This window comes from Bacteroidales bacterium (assembly GCA_016709865.1).
Classification (GTDB): domain Bacteria; phylum Bacteroidota; class Bacteroidia; order Bacteroidales; family VadinHA17; genus LD21.
The window spans coordinates 1,743,900-1,765,920 of record JADJLX010000005.1; the positions used below are offsets into that span (position 1 = coordinate 1,743,900).

At 42.1% G+C, this 22,021-nt stretch carries 10 protein-coding genes and 5 pseudogenes; all 15 read right to left on the reverse strand.

Annotated elements, in window-relative coordinates:
* Nucleotides 1–47: 47 nt before the first annotated feature.
* The gene (locus tag IPJ16_15635) at nucleotides 48–1,358 is read right to left on the reverse strand and encodes a Gfo/Idh/MocA family oxidoreductase (GenBank protein ID MBK7628606.1); all 1,311 of its coding nucleotides are present in this window, start codon (nucleotides 1,356–1,358) and stop codon (nucleotides 48–50) included.
* Nucleotides 1,359–1,380: 22 nt separating this feature from the next.
* Nucleotides 1,381–2,505, reverse strand: coding sequence for a galactose mutarotase (locus tag IPJ16_15640; GenBank protein MBK7628607.1), 1,125 nt, complete (start codon nucleotides 2,503–2,505; stop codon nucleotides 1,381–1,383).
* A gap of 29 nt (nucleotides 2,506–2,534) precedes the next feature.
* On the reverse strand, nucleotides 2,535–4,283 hold the full coding sequence (locus tag IPJ16_15645) for a glycoside hydrolase family 9 protein (protein ID MBK7628608.1): 1,749 nt from the start codon (nucleotides 4,281–4,283) through the stop codon (nucleotides 2,535–2,537).
* Between the two features lie 73 nt (nucleotides 4,284–4,356).
* Nucleotides 4,357–7,527 (reverse strand): DUF4981 domain-containing protein, encoded by a 3,171-nt coding sequence (locus IPJ16_15650; GenBank protein MBK7628609.1) that lies wholly within the window; start codon nucleotides 7,525–7,527, stop codon nucleotides 4,357–4,359.
* A 110-nt stretch (nucleotides 7,528–7,637) separates the two neighbouring features.
* Complete coding sequence (locus IPJ16_15655; GenBank protein MBK7628610.1) at nucleotides 7,638–8,999, reverse strand: right-handed parallel beta-helix repeat-containing protein; 1,362 nt, start codon at nucleotides 8,997–8,999, stop codon at nucleotides 7,638–7,640.
* Nucleotides 8,996–11,418 (reverse strand): annotated as a pseudogene (locus IPJ16_15660) (glycoside hydrolase family 127 protein). The gene IPJ16_15655 and the pseudogene IPJ16_15660 overlap by 4 nt, the downstream one beginning before the upstream one ends.
* Before the next feature lie 179 nt (nucleotides 11,419–11,597).
* Nucleotides 11,598–13,115, reverse strand: a pseudogene (locus IPJ16_15665) (alpha-N-arabinofuranosidase).
* 172 nt (nucleotides 13,116–13,287) lie between these two features.
* A pseudogene (locus IPJ16_15670) lies at nucleotides 13,288–14,962 on the reverse strand (ribulokinase).
* A 234-nt stretch (nucleotides 14,963–15,196) separates the two neighbouring features.
* Nucleotides 15,197–15,889: an L-ribulose-5-phosphate 4-epimerase gene (locus tag IPJ16_15675; GenBank protein ID MBK7628611.1), complete on the reverse strand. Its 693-nt coding sequence runs from the start codon at nucleotides 15,887–15,889 to the stop codon at nucleotides 15,197–15,199.
* A gap of 49 nt (nucleotides 15,890–15,938) precedes the next feature.
* Nucleotides 15,939–16,640 carry an NUDIX hydrolase gene (locus tag IPJ16_15680; protein MBK7628612.1) on the reverse strand — a complete coding sequence of 234 codons (702 nt, stop codon included), beginning with the start codon at nucleotides 16,638–16,640 and terminating at the stop codon, nucleotides 15,939–15,941.
* Nucleotides 16,641–16,651: 11 nt separating this feature from the next.
* Nucleotides 16,652–18,157 (reverse strand): L-arabinose isomerase, encoded by a 1,506-nt coding sequence (gene araA, locus IPJ16_15685; protein ID MBK7628613.1) that lies wholly within the window; start codon nucleotides 18,155–18,157, stop codon nucleotides 16,652–16,654.
* Between the two features lie 50 nt (nucleotides 18,158–18,207).
* Nucleotides 18,208–19,862, reverse strand: a pseudogene (locus tag IPJ16_15690) (sodium/solute symporter).
* 333 nt (nucleotides 19,863–20,195) lie between these two features.
* A pseudogene (locus IPJ16_15695) lies at nucleotides 20,196–20,983 on the reverse strand (1-acyl-sn-glycerol-3-phosphate acyltransferase).
* Nucleotides 20,984–21,011: 28 nt separating this feature from the next.
* Nucleotides 21,012–21,209, reverse strand: coding sequence for a hypothetical protein (locus IPJ16_15700; protein ID MBK7628614.1), 198 nt, complete (start codon nucleotides 21,207–21,209; stop codon nucleotides 21,012–21,014).
* Between the two features lie 139 nt (nucleotides 21,210–21,348).
* Nucleotides 21,349–21,984, reverse strand: a complete 636-nt coding sequence (locus IPJ16_15705) for a peptidase dimerization domain-containing protein (GenBank protein MBK7628615.1) — start codon at nucleotides 21,982–21,984, stop codon at nucleotides 21,349–21,351.
* Between the last annotated feature and the right edge of the window lie 37 nt (nucleotides 21,985–22,021).

Below are 22,021 nucleotides of genomic sequence, written 5' to 3' on the forward strand. Positions count from 1 at the left end.
GGTTTAATACTCTTATTTCCCGGCGAAATAATTCTGTTTTTTGAAACTTATACTTTGGGCAATTTCCACGGCTCCCTGTAATTGGGCACAAGGAACCTGTTCGCATCAGCATCATTAGTGAACTGTGTGCCATCCCACACAAGTTTCTTGCCTGTACGGTACGCAATATTTCCCAGTGCAGAGAACTTTGCAATATGTGCTGCGATATCAGGATTGGCGTTGGTCTTGAAATTGCGTTTACTCATGCAATCAAGATGATTTACAACATGGTTCTTCAAACCTTCACCTGTACCTTTTACCCAAGGAACAGCTTCCATTCTGGTGACACCGTTCACGACTTCAGGAATTACTTCCCATCCGCCGCGATCGACAACCAGGGTACCGTTCTCACCAACAAAGCCTAAAACCGCATTGCGTTTGTAACCTCCGTCGTTGATACCTATCGCATGATCCCACATCACATTGAATCCGTCGAATTCGTATATTGTCTGAAGACTATCAGGTGTTTCACAGGCATCGTCGGGATAACCGTATTTGCCTCCCATTGCCATTATCGATTTGGGAGCAGTGACGTCCATTCCGAATAATGCAAAATCGAGCAGGTGAACACCCCAGTCTGTCATCAAACCACCTGCATAATCCCAGAACCAGCGGAAGGTGAAATGATATCTGTTTTTGTTAAAAGGACGGCTTGGTGATGGTCCGAGCCACATATCATAATCAATACCTGCAGGAGTATCCGTATCGGGCTGCACTGGGATAGAAGTGTTCCATCCCTGATATGAATAGACTCTGACAAGTCTTATTTTTCCCAACTTACCTGAGCGGATAAAGTCAACAGCATTGAGCCAGTGAGGATCGCTTCTCTGCCACTGACCAACCTGAACAACACTCTTGTATTTCTGTGCGGCTTTAACCATCAGATTACACTCTTCAATTGTTCTCCCGATTGGCTTTTCGCAATAAACATCCTTCCCTGCCTCGCATGCAGCAACCATCTGCAAACAATGCCAATGGTCAGGTGTACCAACGATTACCAGATTAATATCTTTATTATCGATGAGTTTACGCCAGTCTTTATAAAGATTGGCAGGTTTCTTACCTCTTATTTTCTCTACATCAGCCGCTCTGCGGTTAAGTACAGCATCATCAATGTCGCAGAGTGCAAGACACTCAACCTGCGGGTGTTTAAGAAATTCACTAAGATCAGAAAATCCCATACCGTTGCAGCCTATCAGACCAACATTAATCCTGTCTGATGGTGCGCAGCCTGCCAGGGCGCTGGAGAATGCCGGAGCTAATCCAATACCGGCAGCGGTGATAGCTGTGTTACGCAGAAATACTCTTCGGGTTGCCATAATCAAAATTAATTATCAAAGGTTATTGAGCTGAAAATCTGTAGATTGTTGTTGATTTTTTTGTTTCTCCCGGATTAATTATTGTGGTTGGGAATTCAGGATGATTCGGACTGTCAGGGAAATGACCTGACTCAAGACACAAAGCTGACCTGAAATTATAAGCCCGCCCACCATGACCTATTTTGGTACCATCAAGGAAGTTCCCTGTATAGAGCTGCATTCCGGGCTGATCAGTAATCACCTCTAAAGTGCGACCTGACAATGGCTCATAGAGGATTACATCAACTTCCTCCTTATTATCAAGGACATAGTTATGATCATACCCTTTTCCCAGATACAGCTGATCATATTCAGCATCAAGTCTTTCGCCAATTGTGTGAGCTGTGGTAAAATCAAAAGGAGTCCCGGCAACAGGTCTGATTTCTCCGGTCGGTATCATAAAAGAGTCAACAGGAGTGAATGCTGAGGCTCTGAGAACCAGTACATGTGACACAATATCATAGTTATTTATACCATGAAGATTGAAATATGCATGATTTGTAAGGTTTACAACTGTCTTCTTATCAGTTGTCCAGGTATAATCCATTACAATTTCATTATTGTCAGTCCAGGTATAAACCACTGATGCGGTTACTGTTCCAGGGAAACCCATCTCCATATCGGGACTAACATAAGAAAACTTAACTGAAGGTCCTCTGTCATCTTTCATAACTTCTGTATCCCAGACAACGCTGTGCCAGCCTTTCGGACCACCATGCAGTGTATTTGGCCCATTATTCTTAGGTAGAGTATATTCAACTCCGTCAATAGAGAACTTACCATTGGCTATACGGTTGGCATACCTTCCAACAGTTGAACCAAACGACATATCGCCATTTATTGTTTCCTCAAATGTATCGTATCCAAAAGTGATGTTATCCTTTTTACCGGTTCTGTCGGGGACTTCGATCCAGGTAATTTTTGCTCCGAAATTAGTGAGTCTTATTACGTTACCGAATTTATTTGTCAGAGTCAGAAGATAAACTTCTTTCCCTTCGTGTGTCCCGAAAAGGTCTTTTTTAAGTGTTGACTTACTTTTTCCCGACTGATTGCAGGACATTGCGATAAGCGCAATTAATGCCAGTGATACTATAAGAATCTTCTTCATGTGGTTAAGTTATGTTTTTGCTAAATTAATTATTTTTTTGAGAAAAGTGCCTCTACAGCACCTGCAAGATATGCTGCCGGAGCATTCCAGTTAATTGCAATCTCATTTGAAGCATATGAACAGACATCATCTGTATACGCCTCATCAGGAATGGAAGAAGTGTATGTTGTACACTTATCCTGTTTACCTGGATTTGCTCCTCCAGCCAGCAATCCCGGTACCGGATCAGCTATGCCATCGGCTTCTGACTGACGGTGATGAGGGAACATAGGAGTTCTGTCTCCAATACCTGTTACATAGGAATAACCTGTCGCGTTTCTTCCCAGAATATAATCAAGATTACCGAGGGCGAATTCAAGATACTTTCTGTTTCCTGTAAGTTTGTACGTATAGATGAGCAGTATACCCTGATTTGCAGCAACTGAATTACTGCCCCAGACAAAATCACGCGCTGTTTTCCCCATTACAGTTCTGTATGAACGGTCGACAACACCCTCAGACAACTGGTCAGCAGCCTTTATTAACCTGGCTTTGATTAGCGGGAAATCCTTCTTTGCACCGTCTGTCAGTCTCTTTTCAAACCTTGCCAGAGTATAATAACCAAGTAGTCTTACATTCCCCCATGAAGGCAATGGCATAAGAGTATCAGGAATCATATTCACCTCTTGGTAATAACTTGTTTTCTTTGTTGTAATATAAAGCTCAGCAGCAGCCCAGATGAATTCGTCGGTATAATTGTAATCACCATAACCTCCGGTATTGATAACGGGGGTAAACTCTTTGTTCATCCTGTTCTGATCATAAGCCAGTTTTGGATTGTTCTTAGCCCATAACCAGGCTTTTTCAGCTGATCTGATACACGAATCGGCCAGACCAGGAAAAGCTTTCTTAAACTTCCCGAAGATTCTCGAAGACTGAGCCATAACTGCAGCAAAGTCGAGTGTGGCAGCAGTCCCTTTCGGAACTACATATCTGGGTGTAACACAAACCGATGGCATTACCATTCCATCAAAATCAGCGTTAGTGACTTTATGATAAACACCTCCGTCGGAGGGATCCTGCATCGTCAGCATCCAGCGCAGGTTCCATGCGATCTCGTTAAGAAGATCAGGTGCCTGATCGGTGCTTTCAGGAATATTTAAGTTCAGAGTGTCAAAATATGCCGGGAAATCTTCATAAAGTGATAATAAAGTGCCCGTTGTAATTCCGCTGTTCACAACATATTTATTGTAGTCGCCTGCATCGTACCAGCCTTTTGGAGATGAGATAATTGTACCCGCTGGTCTGCCAGGCGATGCTGCTGCAGGATGGACAATAACCTCCCTGTCAGGATGGCCTGCAGCCCGGCTCCATTTTCCTGCATATTCAGGAAGCAATGGGGTAGACATTCTCTGAAAATAAAATCCTTTTATCAGAGCTTTCGTTAGTCCGCAAAATACATTAGACTTAATTTCAAACTGATAGGAATCTCCGATTCCGGGGACCGAAATCCTATAGCTTCCCGGGTTTGTAACCTTTGAAAAGTCTGCTATCCGGGTTACTGTAGGAGAGAATGAAGACTTATTTGGTCCGCCTAATTTAGACTGAAAGACAACCTCGCCTGAAGGAATTGAGACTACAGAAAAATCACTTTCAGTACCATCTGGTATTACAGCAATTTTCTGTGATTCAGGATAAAATCCAAGCTGATTAAGTCTTATTTTAGATGCTGTATTTTGTGCCATCAAAAATGATGGCAAAAAAACACAAATTATTATTGCAATTAAATCTTTTCTCATTGTCTATTATATGGAATTACAAGCCCCTCCCTCCCGGGGGAGGGTCCCGATAACTATCGGGAGGGGAGAGGTTTTACAACAGTTTTAATATATAGCTAAAAGTAGTCGGAGCAGCATATACAACATACTGCGGAAGTGGTCTCGGACCACAGCCTGCTGTACCAACACCAAGTGTCATGTGACTTATTGTAAACACTGTGGCACTGCTCTGTGGAAGATCGATCCGGTATTCAACCTTATCCATCTCTTCGTCACTATAAGGTAACATTGAGACCTGCAGAAGGGTATTCACCGACTGTGCCATCAATCCGCTTCCTGCGGCGGTAGTAACCTTTGCCCAACGTACATCTTCATGATTTCCGCATTCCATTGGTTTCTCATAAGGTGTAAGCTGTTCTGCTACAGTGCTTTTATAAATACCCACATCAAATCCCCGCTTTCTGTCAGCATAATTCTCCATTGGTCCGCGGCCAAAATAAGCTGCCTGATCAAACTTTTTATCGAGTAACAGCCTTACACCCATACGAGCAACAACCTGTTTCGGATCGCTTGAATTGACTGTATTCTCAGAAAGAATTGAGCCGTCACCTGAGATAGTATACACAACATCATGATTTACAGTGAAATTATTTTTGCCGGCAGCCAGCAGCCTGACAGTTATGGCCACTGTTGAAGGAGATTTTTGTTCAACACTCACATTCTGGGTGGTCCATTTGAGTTCTCTGAGGCCTGTTGTCACCCAACTCCTGTCGGCCCACATATCATCATTTCTGTGCGGGGCACGCCACAGATGAAGTCTTGGCCCGCCATCTTTTAACAGCATGTTGGTTCCGTTCTTTTCCAGAGTTGTGAAGGTTCCGCTAACCTTATCAAAAACAACTGTAAATCCCGAACCTTTAATAGTAATGTCAGTTTGACCCGGAACCAGGGTAAGCGGATTCATTGCTGCTGCCGGAGCTGCAGCAAGTGATTCAACAGGAAGTTTGAACTGTTCTGATACCATCTCAAATCCCTTCTTTGCCCATAGCTGATCAGCAGCAAGAGCAAAGGAGAGACGCAGGAAATATTCTGATCCGGTATTTACTTTTTCAATCTTATAAGGAATTGTTACAATTGCCTCTTTGCCAGGGGCTATATCAGGAATTTTAATATCGCCCCGGGAAATTTCCGTTCCGTTTTCAGAGAGTGTCCATGTTGCTGTAAAACCGCCAAGGTGGACAAACTGATATTTATTCTGAACCAGGAATTGTCCTTTTGAGAGATCCTCTCCTGTGACTTTAATCCACTGATAGGCCTTTTTCATTTCAGGATAGTGTGGTTTGAGCGAACGGTCTGATGCCACTACTCCTTTATGAATGAAATACTTGTCGTTAGGGAATTCACCAAAACCGCCACCATAGGCTATAATTGAATGGTTCGGATCGCGTTTGTTGTAAATACCCTGATCCTGCCATTCCCAGATAGCACCGCCTAGTATTGTTTCATACTTGTCAAATACATCATTGTACTCACCAATAGCTCCCATTGAGTTGAACATTGCATGAGCATATTCGCAGAGGAAGAATGGCTTCTTATAACTTGTATCCTGAGCAATTTTTTCTACTTCAGCCACACCTGTATACATACGGCTGTCGATATCGGCAGGATTGTTTTTACCTATTCCAAAGCCTTCATAATGAACAGGACGGGTATTGTCTATTGCTTTTATTGTTGCCATGGCAGCCCTGAAATTTGATCCGCCTCTTCCGTTCTCATTTCCAAGCGACCAGATGATAATTGAAGCATGATTCTTGAAATTCTCTGTATTGGCAACATTCCTGTCAATAATTGCACTTTTCATTGTTGGTTCTTCATCAAATCTTCCCATATAACCATGACATTCAACATTGGCTTCACCAACAAGGAACATACCATATTCGTCGCACAGTTCATACCAGCGCGGATCATCTGAATAATGTGATGTACGAACCAGATTGCAGTTTCCCTGCTTGATAAGTTCCAGATCGCGTATCATTTGTGCTTCGGTAACAGCATGACCGACATCAGGCCAGTTTTCGTGACGGTTCACTCCTTTAAGTTTAACAGGAGTTCCGTTAACAAGAAAAACTCTTCCTTTAATTTCTATCTCTCTGAATCCTGTTCTTGCCGATAGTGTCTCAACAATTTTCTTCCCGCTTGCAAGTGTTATAACAGTAGTATACAATTTAGGTGTTTCGGCTGTCCATTTTTCAGGGTTTGTTACCTGGAAAGTAAGTTTTACGGCACTCTCAGCACCAGGCTGAAGGGCAGGAACAGCAGCTTCAGCCATAGCAGCAGGAACAGTAACTTTACCATCGTAGAGTGTTGCAGCCACCTTTGTTGCTTTTGAAGCTTTTGATCCATAGTTCTTAATTTTTGCAATTATTTCTACTGTGGCATTTTTATACTGATCGTCAAGATCTGTTTTTATGAAAAAATCGCGGATATGCTGCTGGGGAGCGCTCCATAATGTAACATTACGGAAGATCCCGCTCAATCTCCACATGTCCTGATCTTCAAGCCAGGTACCGGAAGTGAACCGGTATACTTCAACGGCAACCATGTTTTTGCCGGGCTTAACATATTTGGTAACATCGAATTCGGCTGCATTCCTGCTGTTAACACTAAATCCTACTTTGGTACCATTTATCCACAGAAAGAAACCTGCATCAACTCCATCGAATGTAAGAAACACCTGACGGCTATTCCACTCAGCAGGAAGTTCAAAATCGCGACGGTAACTTCCCACAGGGTTTCGTTCCTCATAAGCTGTAAATGTCTTCGGTGGCATGCTCATAATTCTTGGAAAATCCTTTCTGATAATGTATCCAAGATTACGGTAATAAGGTGTTCCGTATCCCAGAACCTGCCAGTTGGAAGGCACCGGAATTTCTTTCCATGAGGTTACATCGTATTCAGGTTTATAGAAATCGACCGGACGCATCTGCGGCCACTTTACAAAATTAAACTTCCATGTTCCATTCAGGCTTCTTGCAAAAGTTGAAGCATGCCTGTTTGCAGCAAGTGCCTCTTCAAGCGTTGCGTAAGGCATAAGTGTTGCATGTGCCGGCTCCTTGTTTATTCCGAGGAGTTCGGGATCCTGAATCTCAGGAGGAACCGGAGCAGTCCCTAGTGAATCCTTTGGGGAGGTATACTGGGCATAACCAGAGATTGTTGAAATTAACAGAACAAGTGTACAAATAACACTTAATCGTAGATTTTTCATGTTGATTGTTAGTTAGTTATTGTTGTATGGTTAGATTTATCCGATTATAAAGTTACACCTTAATAAAATCATGAATGATTTTGAATTGTTAAAAATAGTTAATGCCTTTTTTAGCCGCACTGTTGAATCCTCAATTGAGTTTGAAAAAATCTGGTTAGTTTCATGATTTCCAGATCAGGATATTTATTTGGTTCACGCAAACCCCACCAGATATTCTCTTTAAAGAAACTACCGCTGTTCTTGCCGCTAATTAGCTGCCCGGAACCAATAAAAATATTATCATGAAAAATAAAATTTTTATGAGCTGAAGCATTTTCAAAGCTTACAACGGGAACTGAATCACTATATACAATATTGTTAAATATTTCACAATTAGCAAGTTGCTTATCATCTCCGGAGCCATTCCAAAGGAAAATACTACCAGAGCCTGCTGTCTTCAGTCCGTCATTTATGCTAACACAATTTCGTACAATATTATCTGACCAGGCTGAGGCACCCCAATATTGGAACAATCCATATCCGGCACCTTCATTTTCATATGACAGGCAATATTGAATAATTGAATTTGTAACCCCTCCATCGAGATCGAAACCTCCGCCGTCTTTGCCATTTCTGGATGTTTTATTACGATAGCTGACACAGTGCTGAATAACAACATTATTGCTTTGCCAGGTCCAGATCCCGACAGGTCCGTTACCTTCGCGGGGCATATCCCATCCGTTATTGGTGGCAATACAATGATCAACAATAACATTATCCGACACTCCGACAAGTATTCCGTTTCCGCTGTGGTTATCGAGCTTTGTCGGATCGCCCGGATTATTCTCAGCCCGGCAATAACTTATAAGAATACCATGAGATAACTTCTGTTCAGAACCCATGATATTAATTCCGCAAAAACCATTATTGAAGGCATATACTTTTTTCAGTTCTATACCTGAGCAATCAAAGAGATCAAGACCTGATTTCTGAAACCCTTCAGCACTAATGTTTTCAATGGTACTGCTGGTAGTACGGATTAATGCTATACCATTTGTAGTATTTCCACCCTTCCGGCCATTCCCCCTTACATTCAGATTGCTTATAATCAGGCCATTGCAGTCTTCAACAATAATTGCCTCATTATTCCCGCCGCTGATTTCAGCTCTGCCCTCACCATAGGAAGAAATTATAATTTCAGAACCTGATGATCCGGCAATATTTCTCAGATTAAGAGTGCCTTCAAAAACCTGTCCGGCAGCAAAGTACACTGAAGCTGTATTTTTTTGAAATCGGAGGTTTAATTCGGGAATTGTTTTTAAAGGGAATTTTTTTGTACCTGAATTACTGTCGTCTCCGAGATTGCCATCAACGTAATAATAGTCACCTTGAACATCCCCTGCATCTTGTGTGTGTCGATCAGTAGCAGATGATTTACAGCCAGCTAATGAAACAATAAAAAATAACAGATAATATGCATGGCGCTTTTTCATTCAATGATCCATTCATATAATCCGGCTGCGAATTCTTTATTGAGTTTAACTTTAATTTTTACGGCTGTTGCTTTAACCGGTTTAAATTCAAGTGAATCCCAGCCGTCTTTCGTAACCTTGTAAGGTGCTTTTGCTTTTACCGGCTGCCACATATTGCCGCTCAGGTACAGAATTTCCCACTCATCAGGAATACGACAGCCGCCGTTGGGACCATCATCGAACCAGTAAACCTTTGTTTTCGAAATAGTCTCTGGCTTTTCAAAGTCATACTCTATCCACTCCCACTTGCCCTTTTCAGGCCACCAGTGGAAATAAGAAACAGAATGATCGTTTGAATGGGCAGGACTAATCTGGTCATTTACTGCACCCAGGTCTCTTGTGTTTCTGCCGCTTGTCCTTACACTGCTTCTGTTGGCGATTGTCGGAGCAGGCAAGGGATGTGCAACCTCCGCTGCTGTCGGGATCCATACCATCATCTGACCCGGACCGCGGTTATTCCAGAGAGCATAGGGGATTAAGTTAACAGGCTCCTCCTGCAGCAACTCCACTTTACCATCAAGGGTCCTTTTTGTCTTGTTTCCTTTAGTTTTAATCATCATTGTTCCATCAAGAACAGATGGAAAAAACTCAGTTGTAACTGAGGCATCTTTATTTATCAGCAGGCTAAGAACTTTCCCGTCTGTGTTATCAGGCCATTCAGCACAATAGATTACAGGTCCCCTCTGAAATGCAATTTTTCCAACATCTTCCTTTATCCTTTCATCAGCAACAATTTTTCGTACAGGCATTGGAAATTCAACTTCAACCTTATCTCCCTGCTTCCATTTTCTGGAGATAACTGCGTATCCGTCAACAAGAGTGGCAGATTCTATGATTTCACCATTTACTGAAATATTTACTGGTGTACTATCCCGATCTGTAAATCTGTACAGGTTACCTGGAATTGCCTCATTCAGGGCCCAACCCGGGATTCTTATCTTAAGATCAAATTTTATGTTTGTTTCCGGATTTACAGAGATCTCAACTTTGCCATTCCATGGAAAATCAGCCTTCTGGGACACTGAGACTTTATTCTTCCCGATGCTTATATCAGCATCGTTAGAGATGAACAGATTGACATAAAGCTCATTGTCTGTAACAGCGTAGATATAACCCGGTATAGCAGGAACAAACCTTGCTACATTAGACGGGCAACAGGCACATCCGAACCATGCCTGACGCTGGTGCTGACCATTCGATTCCAGAGGATTAGGATAGAAAAACCGGTCTCCGGATAATGAGACTCCTGACAGCATCGAATTATAAAGAGTTTTCTCAAGGATATCAATATATTTTGTCTCACCGTGAAGCAAAAACAATCTCTCATTAGTGAAAATATTACCTATTGAAGCACAGGTCTCACAATAGGCTGACATATTAGGCAGAACGTAAGGATCAGCAAATCCTTCGTTACCTCCGGTTGCTCCTATCCCTCCGGTGAGATACATTTTTCCGTAAACGATATCCTCCCATATTTTTGTAATAGCATTAAGGTATGCTTCATCTTTCTCAATTGCAGCAATGTCGGCCATACCTGAATACATATAAGTAGCTCTTACAGAATGACCTACTGCTTCAGTCTGATCTACCACCTTCTTATGTGCCTGATTATACTCTTCACCCTTGGGACCCCGCAGATCGAGGAAGAATCTTGCGAGATCGAGATATTTCTTCTCACCTGTAGTTCTGTATAATTTAACCAGTCCCATCTCAATAACCTGGTGACCGGGGTAAACAGTTTCCCTGTCCCACCCAAAATCTTTATTGACTAAATCCGCTGATTTGACAGCGATATCGAGAAGTGTTCTTTTCCCTGTTGCCTGGTAATGAGCCACTGCGGCTTCATATAAATGTCCGAGGTTATAAAGTTCATGACTAAGAATTGAGTCGAGACCCCATCTGTTCTTACTTGCCCACTCATGCAATCCTACTCCTCCGTGCATCTCAGCTATTGTACGGTTGGTGTAGAGATAGCCGTCATCTTCCTGAGCAAGGCCAATCTTCCAGATAAGAGTGTCGAGGTAGGCATCCAGTTTCGGATCGGGTATTGTCTGAAGTGAATAACTGGCACCCTCAATAATCTTGAAAACGTCTGAATCGTCGAATGGATAAATAGTCTGGAACTTCCTGTATCAAGTCCTCCGGCAATTTCAAAATTCTTAACTCTGCCGGTCGATTCACAATAGCCAAAAGCTATTGGAATCGTAACATTAGCATTTTTCTTTATCCGGGGTGCCCAGAAATTATCTGTAAGCTTCACCTGGGTAAATGGAACAGGCTGAATTGGATAATCAGCATCTGATGAAGTAGTCTTGCCACAGCCTGTAATCAAAGCTATTGTACCGGCAATCACTAAAGAAAAACTGGCTATTTTTTTCATAATCAATTATTTATAAGGCCTCTTCTCCAAGATCCATTCTCCAAGGAGGCAGTCTCAAAAGTTCCTCTTTTAAAAGCCCCTAAATCCCCTAAAGGGGACTTAAAATCATCCATATTTAGACCCCCTTTAGGGGGAAGGGGGCAACATGAAGCTATTGAGACACCCTCTTTAGGGTGAGGTTACTTCGTCAGTTCCAGTACCACAACCGATTTTGCAGGCATATTGATAGTCAGAACACCATCTTTGTTTGTATATCCTGTGAAATTAACCGGTTTAACAACATCCCCATTTTCAAAGCTGTTAAATGAATTCATTTCAGCAGCAGTCAGAACCTCACCTGAAATTTTCCTGAAGGTCTCGCCTAATACAGGGCATGTAACAGTTACTGATTTATTGGGATTAAGGTTTGCCAGCGAGATGTGTACCTTTCCATCTTTATCAACTGAAGCTGATGCAGAGATTGCAGGGATCTTTTTTGTACCATTTACATAATCCTCGCATCTGAGATCAATGTTAAGCAACTGCGCTTCCTGATGGACCCTGAACATTCTGAAAACATGATAAGTAGGAGTTAATACCATCTTGTCATCTTTTGTAAGGATCACTGATTGAAGGACATTCACTATCTGGGCAAGGTTAGCAACTTTCACCCTGTCGGCATACTTATTAAAGATATTAAGGTGAATGGCAGCAGTGAGTGCATCACGCATTGTATTCTGCTGGTAAAGGAATCCGGGATTAGTGCCCGGCTCAACCTGGAACCAGTTTCCCCATTCATCAACTACCAGACCTTTTGTTTTCTGAGGATCGTAACGATCCATAATAGCTGCATGACCCTTGATTATCTGATCCATCTGGAGGTTCATCCTCATAGTCTCGAACCACTCCCTCTCATCGAATTTTGTTGCTGAACCTTTATATCCCCAGCCGTCAACGATAGAATAATAATGGATAGACAAACCCCTGAAATCTGCCCCTGGTCGCTCCGTCTTTCATCAGAGTTTCTGTCCATGCATAATTAAAATCCGACGGACCGCATGCCACTCTGTAAAGCTTATTATCAGCATAATTACCAAGATAGGTTGAGAACTGTCTCATCTGGTTCGCATAGAACTCATCAGTCATATTACCGCCGCAGCCCCAGTTTTCATTTCCTATTGCAAAATATTTTACTTTCCATGGTTCTTCACGGCCATTTTCCTTACGAAGTTTTGTCATCGGGCTCTCTGAATCGGAAGTAAGATATTCGACCCACTCCGACATTTCCTTTGGAGAACCTGTTCCAACATTACCATTAATATATGCATCACAACCAAGAAGTTCTGTAAGTTTCATGAATTCATGTGTCCCGAAGGAATTATCCTCAGTTACACCTCCCCAGTGAATATTGACAATAGAAGCCCTCTGTGACTGAGGACCTATTCCGTCTCTCCAGTGGTAAGTATCAGCGAAGCATCCACCGGGCCACCTTAGGTTTGGGACTTTGATCTCACGGAGAGCAAAGAGGACATCATTACGGATACCATAAGTATTCGGGATTTTTGAATCAGTGCCAACCCATATGCCACCGTAGATACAAGTTCCAAGGTGTTCTGAAAATGGCCGTAAATATCTTTACTGATAACCGGTCCGGGATGATTAGCCACTACAACCAGTTGATTTACAGCTACACTGTTTTTGTCCTGGGCACTGGAAATGGCTCCAATAAATAATATTACACATAAAACAAAAATATGCTTTTTTCATAAAGGTTTATTTTAATTGTTTATTTTCATTTTCCTTTTTGTTTACGCCCCTAAATCCCCTAAAGGGGACTTAAAATCATCCAGATTTAGACCCCTTTAGGGGAAGGGGGCAAAAAACCTGCAATTATAATAGCTCCATTTCTATAAAATTTCCAAGTTTCTTATATTCTTTAAAGAGTACCTCATATTTCTTTGCTCTTACAGGATCCGGTTTGTATTCCTTCTCGAAGCCGCCTCCCATTGCTTTCTGTGCTGCAGAGATATCCTTATGAACACCTGCCACAACAGAGGCTGCCATTGCTGATCCCAGCGCACAAGTCTGATCTGATTTTGCGACAGTTATCGGCATATTAAGAACATCAGCAACTATCTGCATAACGAACGGATTCTTTTTGGCAACACCTCCGATTGCGATTACACCATCTATCCTGACTCCCTCCGAGATAAAACGGTCGTTAATCATTTTTGAACCAAAAGCTGTTGCTTCAACCAATGCCCTGAATATTCTGGGAGCATCCGATCCGAGAGATAATCCGGAGATAGCCCCTTTAAGAGCCTGGTTAGCATCAGGAGTCCGCCTTCCGTTCATCCAATCGAGAGCTACAATAGCAGACTCTTCCGGTGGAATAGAAGCAGCTTGTTTGCTTAGTTCCCGCAATCATTTTGTCGGCTGTCTCCTCGCTTATCCTCTTCTTTGATTTATCATCAAGCCATTCCATTTTTGCAACTATCTCATCTACAGGCCACATAAGAAGCTTACTGAACCATGCATAGATATCTCCAAAAGCTGATTGTCCGGCCTCAAGTCCCATCAATCCGGGAACTATTGAGCCATCGACCTGACCGCATATGCCTGCCACAAGTTTATCGCCGACTTCAGCCATTGGAGAAACAATCATATCGCATGTTGAGGTACCCATCACTTTTACCAGATGATAAGGTTTTATCTCACCTCCGACTGCTCCCAGGTGCGCATCAAATGAACCGACACCTACATTAACATTTTCTGGCAATCCGAGTTTTTTTGCCCACTCTTCAGTAAGGGTTCCTGCAACAACTTCACAAGTATATGTCTCTGAGTAAAGTCTTTCCTTTAATCCTGCCAGTACAGGATCGAGTTTAACGAGAAATTTTTCATCTGGCAATCCACCGAAATCTTTATGCCACATAGCTTTATGACCAGCTGCACAACGGCTTCTCTTCAATTTCAGCGGATTTGTTTCACCGGTGAGAATGGCAGTAATCCAGTCGCAGTGTTCAACCCATGAGAAAGCATTTTTGCGGACCTCACTATTATTACGGAGTACGTGTAGCACTTTTGCCCAGAACCATTCAGAAGAATATATTCCTCCCTCGAATTTTGTAAAGTCGACACCTCCCCACGATCTGGCCAGTTCGTTTATCTCAGCAGCTTCCTTAACAGCTGTATGATCTTTCCATAAAACAAACATGGCATCGGGGTTGGATTCGAAACCTGCTTTCAGAGAGAGAGGGACACCCTCTTTATCGGTTGCCACAGGAGTTGAACCGGTAGTATCCACAGTAATTCCGGCGATATTATTAATTATATCCGGGGCCAGTCCTTTCAATGCATTTTTAACAGAGGTCTCCAGTCCTTCCAGATAATCAAGAGGATGCTGACGAAACTGGTTTATTGATGGATCGCAGAACAATCCTTTTTTCCAGCGTGGATATTCAAATACAGACGATCCAATAATTTTCCCATCGGATGTATCAACAATTACTGATCTTACAGAGTCAGTACCATAGTCAATCCCAATTACATATTTGTTTGCCATAATATCACATGTCAGAAAAATTAATATGCTCCTCTTTAGCGCCGGTATTTTACCTTACAAATACACTGAAATTGTGCTCCGGCGCAAATCATAAATTTATTACATCTTCTACCGATATGTCGCCACTCTGTGGCTGAAAACCTTCATATTCAGCTAATTCAGGTCTTTACTTTTATCTTTCAACTTTTGTCTTTTGTCTTTTTTGCTCTGTGCTCTGTGCTCTATGCCCTGAGCTTATTTTTCTCCCTGCCCATAGTATGCATCTTTCCCATGTTTTCTGTTAAAATGCTTATCAAGCAATGCTTTGTTTACAGGTTCACTTCTTCCCAGAAGTGTTGTGTAGAAAGCCATTCTCGCAATCTCTTCAAGAGCCACAGCATTATAAACTGCCTCAGCAGCACTTTTACCCCAGCAGAATGGGCCATGACTGTTTACAAGAACAGATGGTACTGTTAAAGGATTAACAGCTCCAAGTGTTTCAACTATTACTTTCCCGGTATTAGTTTCATAATTGCTGCCTATCTCTTTATCTGTCAGCAGTCGGGTACATGGCACTTCACCATAGTAATGGTCGGCATGTGTAGTGCCGAAAGGAGGAATTGCTCTTCCGGCCTGAGCCCAGCTTGTGGCATATGATGAATGCGTATGTACAATACCGCCTAATAGTTTATAGGATTTGTAGAGAAAAAGATGAGTTGGTGCATCAGTCGAGGGTTTATATTTCCCTTCAACTACATTACCATCAGGATCTATAACAACCATATCATCAGGTTTCATTTTATCATAGCTCACACCTGATGGCTTAATAACAACCAGTCCTGTTTCCTGATCCCTTCCGCTGACATTACCCCAGGTATGAATCACCAGGCCATGTTCCACGAGGTCGAGATTTGCTTTAAATACGTTATCCTTTAAGATTTCAAGCATGTTATTAACTTTAGGAACTCCAAACTTTAGTCACTTTAGTCACTTCTTTTTAATATACATCCAAATCGAAGTAGAAACCATCTTTTTTAAGTTTCTCATAATTTTCCTTATTAAACTTAAAGTAGTAAGCGCCCTTTTTGGAAGTTTCCTTCTCCTTTTCATCCAGTTTCTCAAGGATACCCATTGAGAGGATCTTTTTCCTGAAGTTTCTTTTATCAACACTCCTCTGATATATAGCCTCGTACAGATCCTGAAGCTGAACGAGAGTGAACTTCTCAGGAAGCAGCTCAAATCCAACAGGCTTTACTTTAACCTGATTCTGCAGATCGGTTAGTGCTCTCTTTACCATCATGGGATGGTCAAAGATCAGTTCGGGGAGTTTCGAGATTGATCTCCAGTGAACACCATTCTCCAGCGCCAGGTCTTTATTAATATCTCGCAGAGTAATAAGTGCAAAATATGCCACAGAAATAACCCTGTCACCAGGATCACGGTCAGTATCTCCATAAGAGTATGACTGCTTAAGATATACCGATTCCAGTCCGGTAATTTTTCTCAATACACGTGAAGCTGCATCGTCGAGACTCTCATTTTCAAGAACAAAGCCTCCCGCCAGCGACCATTTACCTTTTGCCGGTTCAATAAGTCTCTTAAAAAGCAGCAGTTTTATCTCTTTTTCGACTATATCATATCCAAATATTATACAGTCTACTGCAACCAGATGCCTGGCAACTTTTGAATATAGTTTCATTCAATAAGTCATTAGTAGTTTATAAATAAGTCCCTTTCTGTCAATAATTTAGCCAATACCATTGGAAATATGATAAAGACCTCATTCCACCTGAGTTCATTTCTGAATTCAGTAAGATTACATTTCTCATCAATCAGTACATACTCGACACCCATCATACCGGCAAAATCTTCGAGATACTCAGCATCTACAGATGTACTGAATCCGGTATGATGTGCACCACCGGCAAGTATCCAGGCAGCGGCACCTGTTTTCAGGTCAGGTTTAGGTGCCCATAACACGCTCGCTACAGGCAGATTAGGCATATCGGGACATTTTACGACTTCAACATCATTAACAATCATCCGGAATCTGTTGCCAAGATCAATAACAGACACATTTATTGCTTTCCCAAGTGCCGTTTTGAATACAAGTCTTGCCGGATCCTCTTTGCCTCCTATGCCAAGGGGATGTACTTCAATAGTCGGTTTTCCTAGGGCAATTGTCGGACAAACCTCGAGCATATGAGCACCCAGGACCCTCATACCCTTCGGATCGAAATGATAAGTATAATCTTCCATGAATGATGTTCCCCCTTTGAGTCCGGCAGCCATAACCTTCATCGAACGCACAAGTGCAGCAGTTTTCCAGTCACCTTCTGCACCAAAGCCGTAACCTTTTGCCATCAGACGTTGTACAGCAAGACCGGGTAGCTGCTTCAATCCATACAGATCTTCAAATGTTGTTGTGAAAGCTTTGAAGTTTCCGGCTTTAAGGAATTCTTCCATTCCAATTTCAATTCTTGCTGCTTCTTTAAGCGTATCGGATGCAGCAACAGCTTTGGTCATCTTATACTCTGAGCCATACTCTTCTATCAGCTTTTTTATTTTCGCCGTGGAGACCTGGTTCACCACTTTAACCAGATCACCAATACCATATCCATATACAGAATAGCCCATTTTCATTTGTGCGCTGACCTTGTTTCCTTCAGTTACAGCCACATCGCGCATGTTATCGCCGAAACGGGCTATTTTCATATTAAGAGCATCATTATAGGCTGATGCAGCTCTTATCCAAACAGCAATCCTGTCAATTGCTTCAGCATCCTGATAATGACCAACAACGACCTTTCTGTTTAATCGCATTCGTGCTCCAATGAAACCGAACTCACGGTCGCCATGGGCAGACTGGTTCAGATTCATGAAATTCATGTCGATCGATTCCCAGGGAATGTCTCTGTTGAGCTGAGTATGAAAGTGAAGTAATGGTTTGTTCAGAATCGACAAACCTCTGATCCACATTTTGGCAGGAGAAAATGTATGCATCCAGGCTATAAGACCAATACATGCTGAAGAATTATTTGCTTCGGTGCAGATTTCAGTAATTGAATCAGGAGTGGTCAGTATTGGTTTGAAAACCACCTTCTGAGATATTTTTGGTGATTTATCAAGGGCAGTTGAGATTTTAACTGAATCTGCAGCAACCTGTTTTAATGTTTCCGGTCCGTACAGATGCTGGGTACCGGTAATGAACCAGATCTCTTTTTAATAATATCTTTCATATTCGTGTTGTTTTAATCCACCTTATCCTACCAGAAATATGCATAGAACCAAACGATTACTACGATAATAAGTCCTGAGAATACAAGATCCCAGTTATTCCAGCTAGCCCGTGTCACGGCTTTTTCTTCTGGAGTGGCAGACCCGAACCATAAACCTTTAATCTTAGCCTGATCGGGCTTGTCAGTAACCATACTGGTAACAATCATAATTACAATTACAATGACAAACAGAGCTATTTCATAATGTAGCCAATTGGGTGCAAGGAAAACCTTGTGAATAATACTGTCGGTGCTGATACCACTTCCAAATACTTTCAGGGCCAGACGAAACATTCCGAGTGTGAATCCAGAGATAAGGCCTATCAGACCAGCCATTGGAGTAGTTTTTCTTGAAGCTACACCCAAAAGGAATACGGCAGCTATGCCCGGAGCAAGCAGTGACTGTACATCCTGAAGATAAGCGTAGAGGACTTTACCCAGCCCTCTCATTACGGGGATCCAGAGAATTCCTAGTACAACTACAACGACAGTGGCAATCCGGCCAACCTTAACAAGCTCTTTCTCTGCTGCCTGTGGCTTATACTTCTGATAAAAGTCAACAGTAAACAGAGTAGCAGATGAGTTAAATAGTGAGGCAAGAGAACTCATAAGGGCAGCAAGTATTCCACCAACTACAAGACCTTTAAATCCCAACGGAAGTAATTCTTTAACAAGCATAGAGAAGGCTGCATCGTTATCAGTTAAATTAATCATTCCTTTTGCATTCAGAGAATACGCGATCATACCAGGGATAAGGAAAATGAATACTGGTGATAGTTTGAAAGCTGCACCAAGAATAGCTCCTCGTCTTGACTCCTGCTGGTTTCTTCCTGACAGGACTCTCTGAACAATGAACTGGTCTGTACACCAGTACCAGAATCCGATAATAGCTGAACCAAGGATTACTCCTGTCCACGGATACTCGGGATCATTTGCCGAACGCATCAACTGGGTCATAGTATCGCCATCAGCATTCACAGGAACTGCACGGCAGATCTCCATCATCTCTGACCATCCCCCGAGTTTAATGAGTCCAATAACCATAATTGCAAGTGAACCTACAAGTAGAATCGGAGTCTGCAACACTGAAGTCCACAACACGGCTTTCATACCGCCGAGAGTAGTATATATTCCAGTAAGGACTACCAGTCCGACAGCACTTATCCAAAAAGAAATCGATCCCGAACATTGATTCGATACCAAATACCTGTTTGAAAACGATTCCTCCTGCATACACAGTAACTGCCACTTTTGTAAACACATAACTTACAAGAGATATTATTGAAAGAACACTTCTGGAACCTTTATTATAACGTTTTTCAAGGAATTCAGGCATTGTAAACACACCGCTCCTTGCATAGAAGGGAACGAAGAACCAACCGAGGATCAGGATTATCCATCCGTGCATTTCCCAGTGTGCCATAGCCATACCACTTGAAGCTCCGGCGCCTGCCAGCCCAACAAGATGCTCTGAGCCTATATTTGATGCAAAAATTGAGGAGCCTATTGCCAGCCAGGTGGCATCACGTCCTGCCAGGAAATAATCGGTTGATGTCTCAGATTTTTTGTCTGACAACCCATACAATAATACCAATTAAGGCAAGGCAAAATAGCCCTAATACAATCCAGTCTAATGTTCCCATAATAATTCCGCTTTTATGATTGGTTAAATAAGATATTATGAATTGAATGAAACTCAGTAAAAAAATACGATCAGGAAATGGAATACTTTAAACAAAATCCGAAGCCACTTCCAAACAAATTTATAAAAAACTTTAATAAATGTAATAAATACACTTAAAAATTGTTGGATTATTTTATTTTCTATTTCAATGTCAGATCTATTGAATTTCAAAGATTCTTTTTACCGCAGAGATTCACAGAGAGAAAACGCAGAGGGCCGCAGAGTAAATCCATAACTATAGTACTCTGCGGCTCTCAATAATTAGCTCGCGCCTCTCTGCGGTAAAACTAATTTATTCCGTTTTCCAATCTTGGAGGGAGGTCTTAATAAAATCAATTATCTTCTGGTTTTCATCCTTGCCATTACCGGTAATACTGAAGGGTTCACCGAATTTAAAATGAATCTGTTTATTACTATTGAGTGGTCCGAGCTCTTTGATAAGTTTCCCGTTACCCCAGAAATCGGTTTTAATTGCAATGGGAACAACCTGTACACCAGCCTTTTTTGCAAGTTTTACACCAAGTGAATTAAATTCCTCCGGATTGAATTCAAGGCTTCTGGTACTCTGTGGAAATATAATAATTGAAATGCCTTTTGATAGAAGCTCAACGCCACCGTTCATTACAGCCTCAAGATCTTTCCTCGGATCTGTTCTTCCAACAACAATAGGATTACGCGACCTCATAACATCTCCAAAAAGTGGATGCTTCACCAGGCTCTCTTTCACAACAAATGTTACTTCCCGAAGTGGAGCTATGATACATGGAAGAACCATTGTCTCAAGTGTGCTCATATGATTGCTTATGAAAGCACTGGTCCGGCCGGCTTCGTAATGTTCTCCATCCCGGTTATGTGAAACCTGCCTCCGGTCTTTTCAATAAACTGAAGTATTTCGAAAGAAGAGTCTGCCCAGGCTTTTGTGTCATAGACTCCCCTTATAGCCTCTTTTCTTGTTCTGAGAACTGTTTTGGCATAACTTAAAGTAAAGAATATCCGGCTGTTTTTCAGCAGCTTATCTTTAATACTTAGCCTGTCTTTTTCAGGAGTATGATATGAATTTGATTCAAAATAACCTTTCATAAAATAATTTTTCAACTTTATTACAAAATCATTGTTCATCAGCACCAAGCTTAAGCATGGCGTCACGGTACTTATCCATAAGCTGTTTATTCAGATTCAAAGGAGGCTGAGCACCTTCGGGAAGAAATGACTTGTATGGATGATCTTTGGAATAATCATCGAACTCCTTTTTAATTTCAGCCAGAAGCTTTGGATTTGTTAATAGATCGAGAGCTGAAGCAGCCATAACCTTTGCACCGATATTCAGCCCTTTCCAGGCTGCTGAACCGTACCCTGTTGTAACAGTGGACCAATGGTGCCCGATTGCTCCAGGAACACCACCGGGAAATTAAGTGTTGCAGTCGGAGCAACAAGAGTAACCTCTCCTACATCGGAGGACCCTCCCCAACCTGAGTACCTGATGGTTCATTCAGTGCCTTCAACTTTACGGGCATTCCGGTCTCCTTTGAACCCAACTCCTTCTGAAGAGCTTTAGCAAACGTCTGTTCTTCATCTGTCCATACAGGCAGCCCTACAAGTTCAATGTTTCTCTGAATTGTTTCGGCCATGCCTTTGTTTGAGTGTCGCTGATGAACAGCAGTAAGTACGACTACGGTATCGAGCTTTGTACCAGAGGCAATTGCAGCCCCTTTGGCACAATCAAGGACTCTCGTATACATTTCTTCCAATCTGTCGTCGGTGTTTCTTATATAATACCATACAGATGCTTTATCAGGCACTACGTTCGGGGCCTCACCACCTTCAGTAACAACATAATGAAGCCTGTATGTATAAAAAAGATGCTCCCTCAGGTAGTTTGCTGCAACATTCATAAGCTCTACACCATCGAGGGCACTGCGACCGCTCCATGGGGCACCTGCAGCATGAGCAGTTTTTCCTTTGAACGAAAAGACAACTGACATAACAGCATTTCCGTTAACTCCATAGCTTGTCGTCAGATCTGAAGATGCATGGTTATCTATCACAGCATCTACATCCTTAAAGACACTGTCTCTCACCATGTATGGACGGCTTATAACTGTCTCCTCAGCAGGTGAA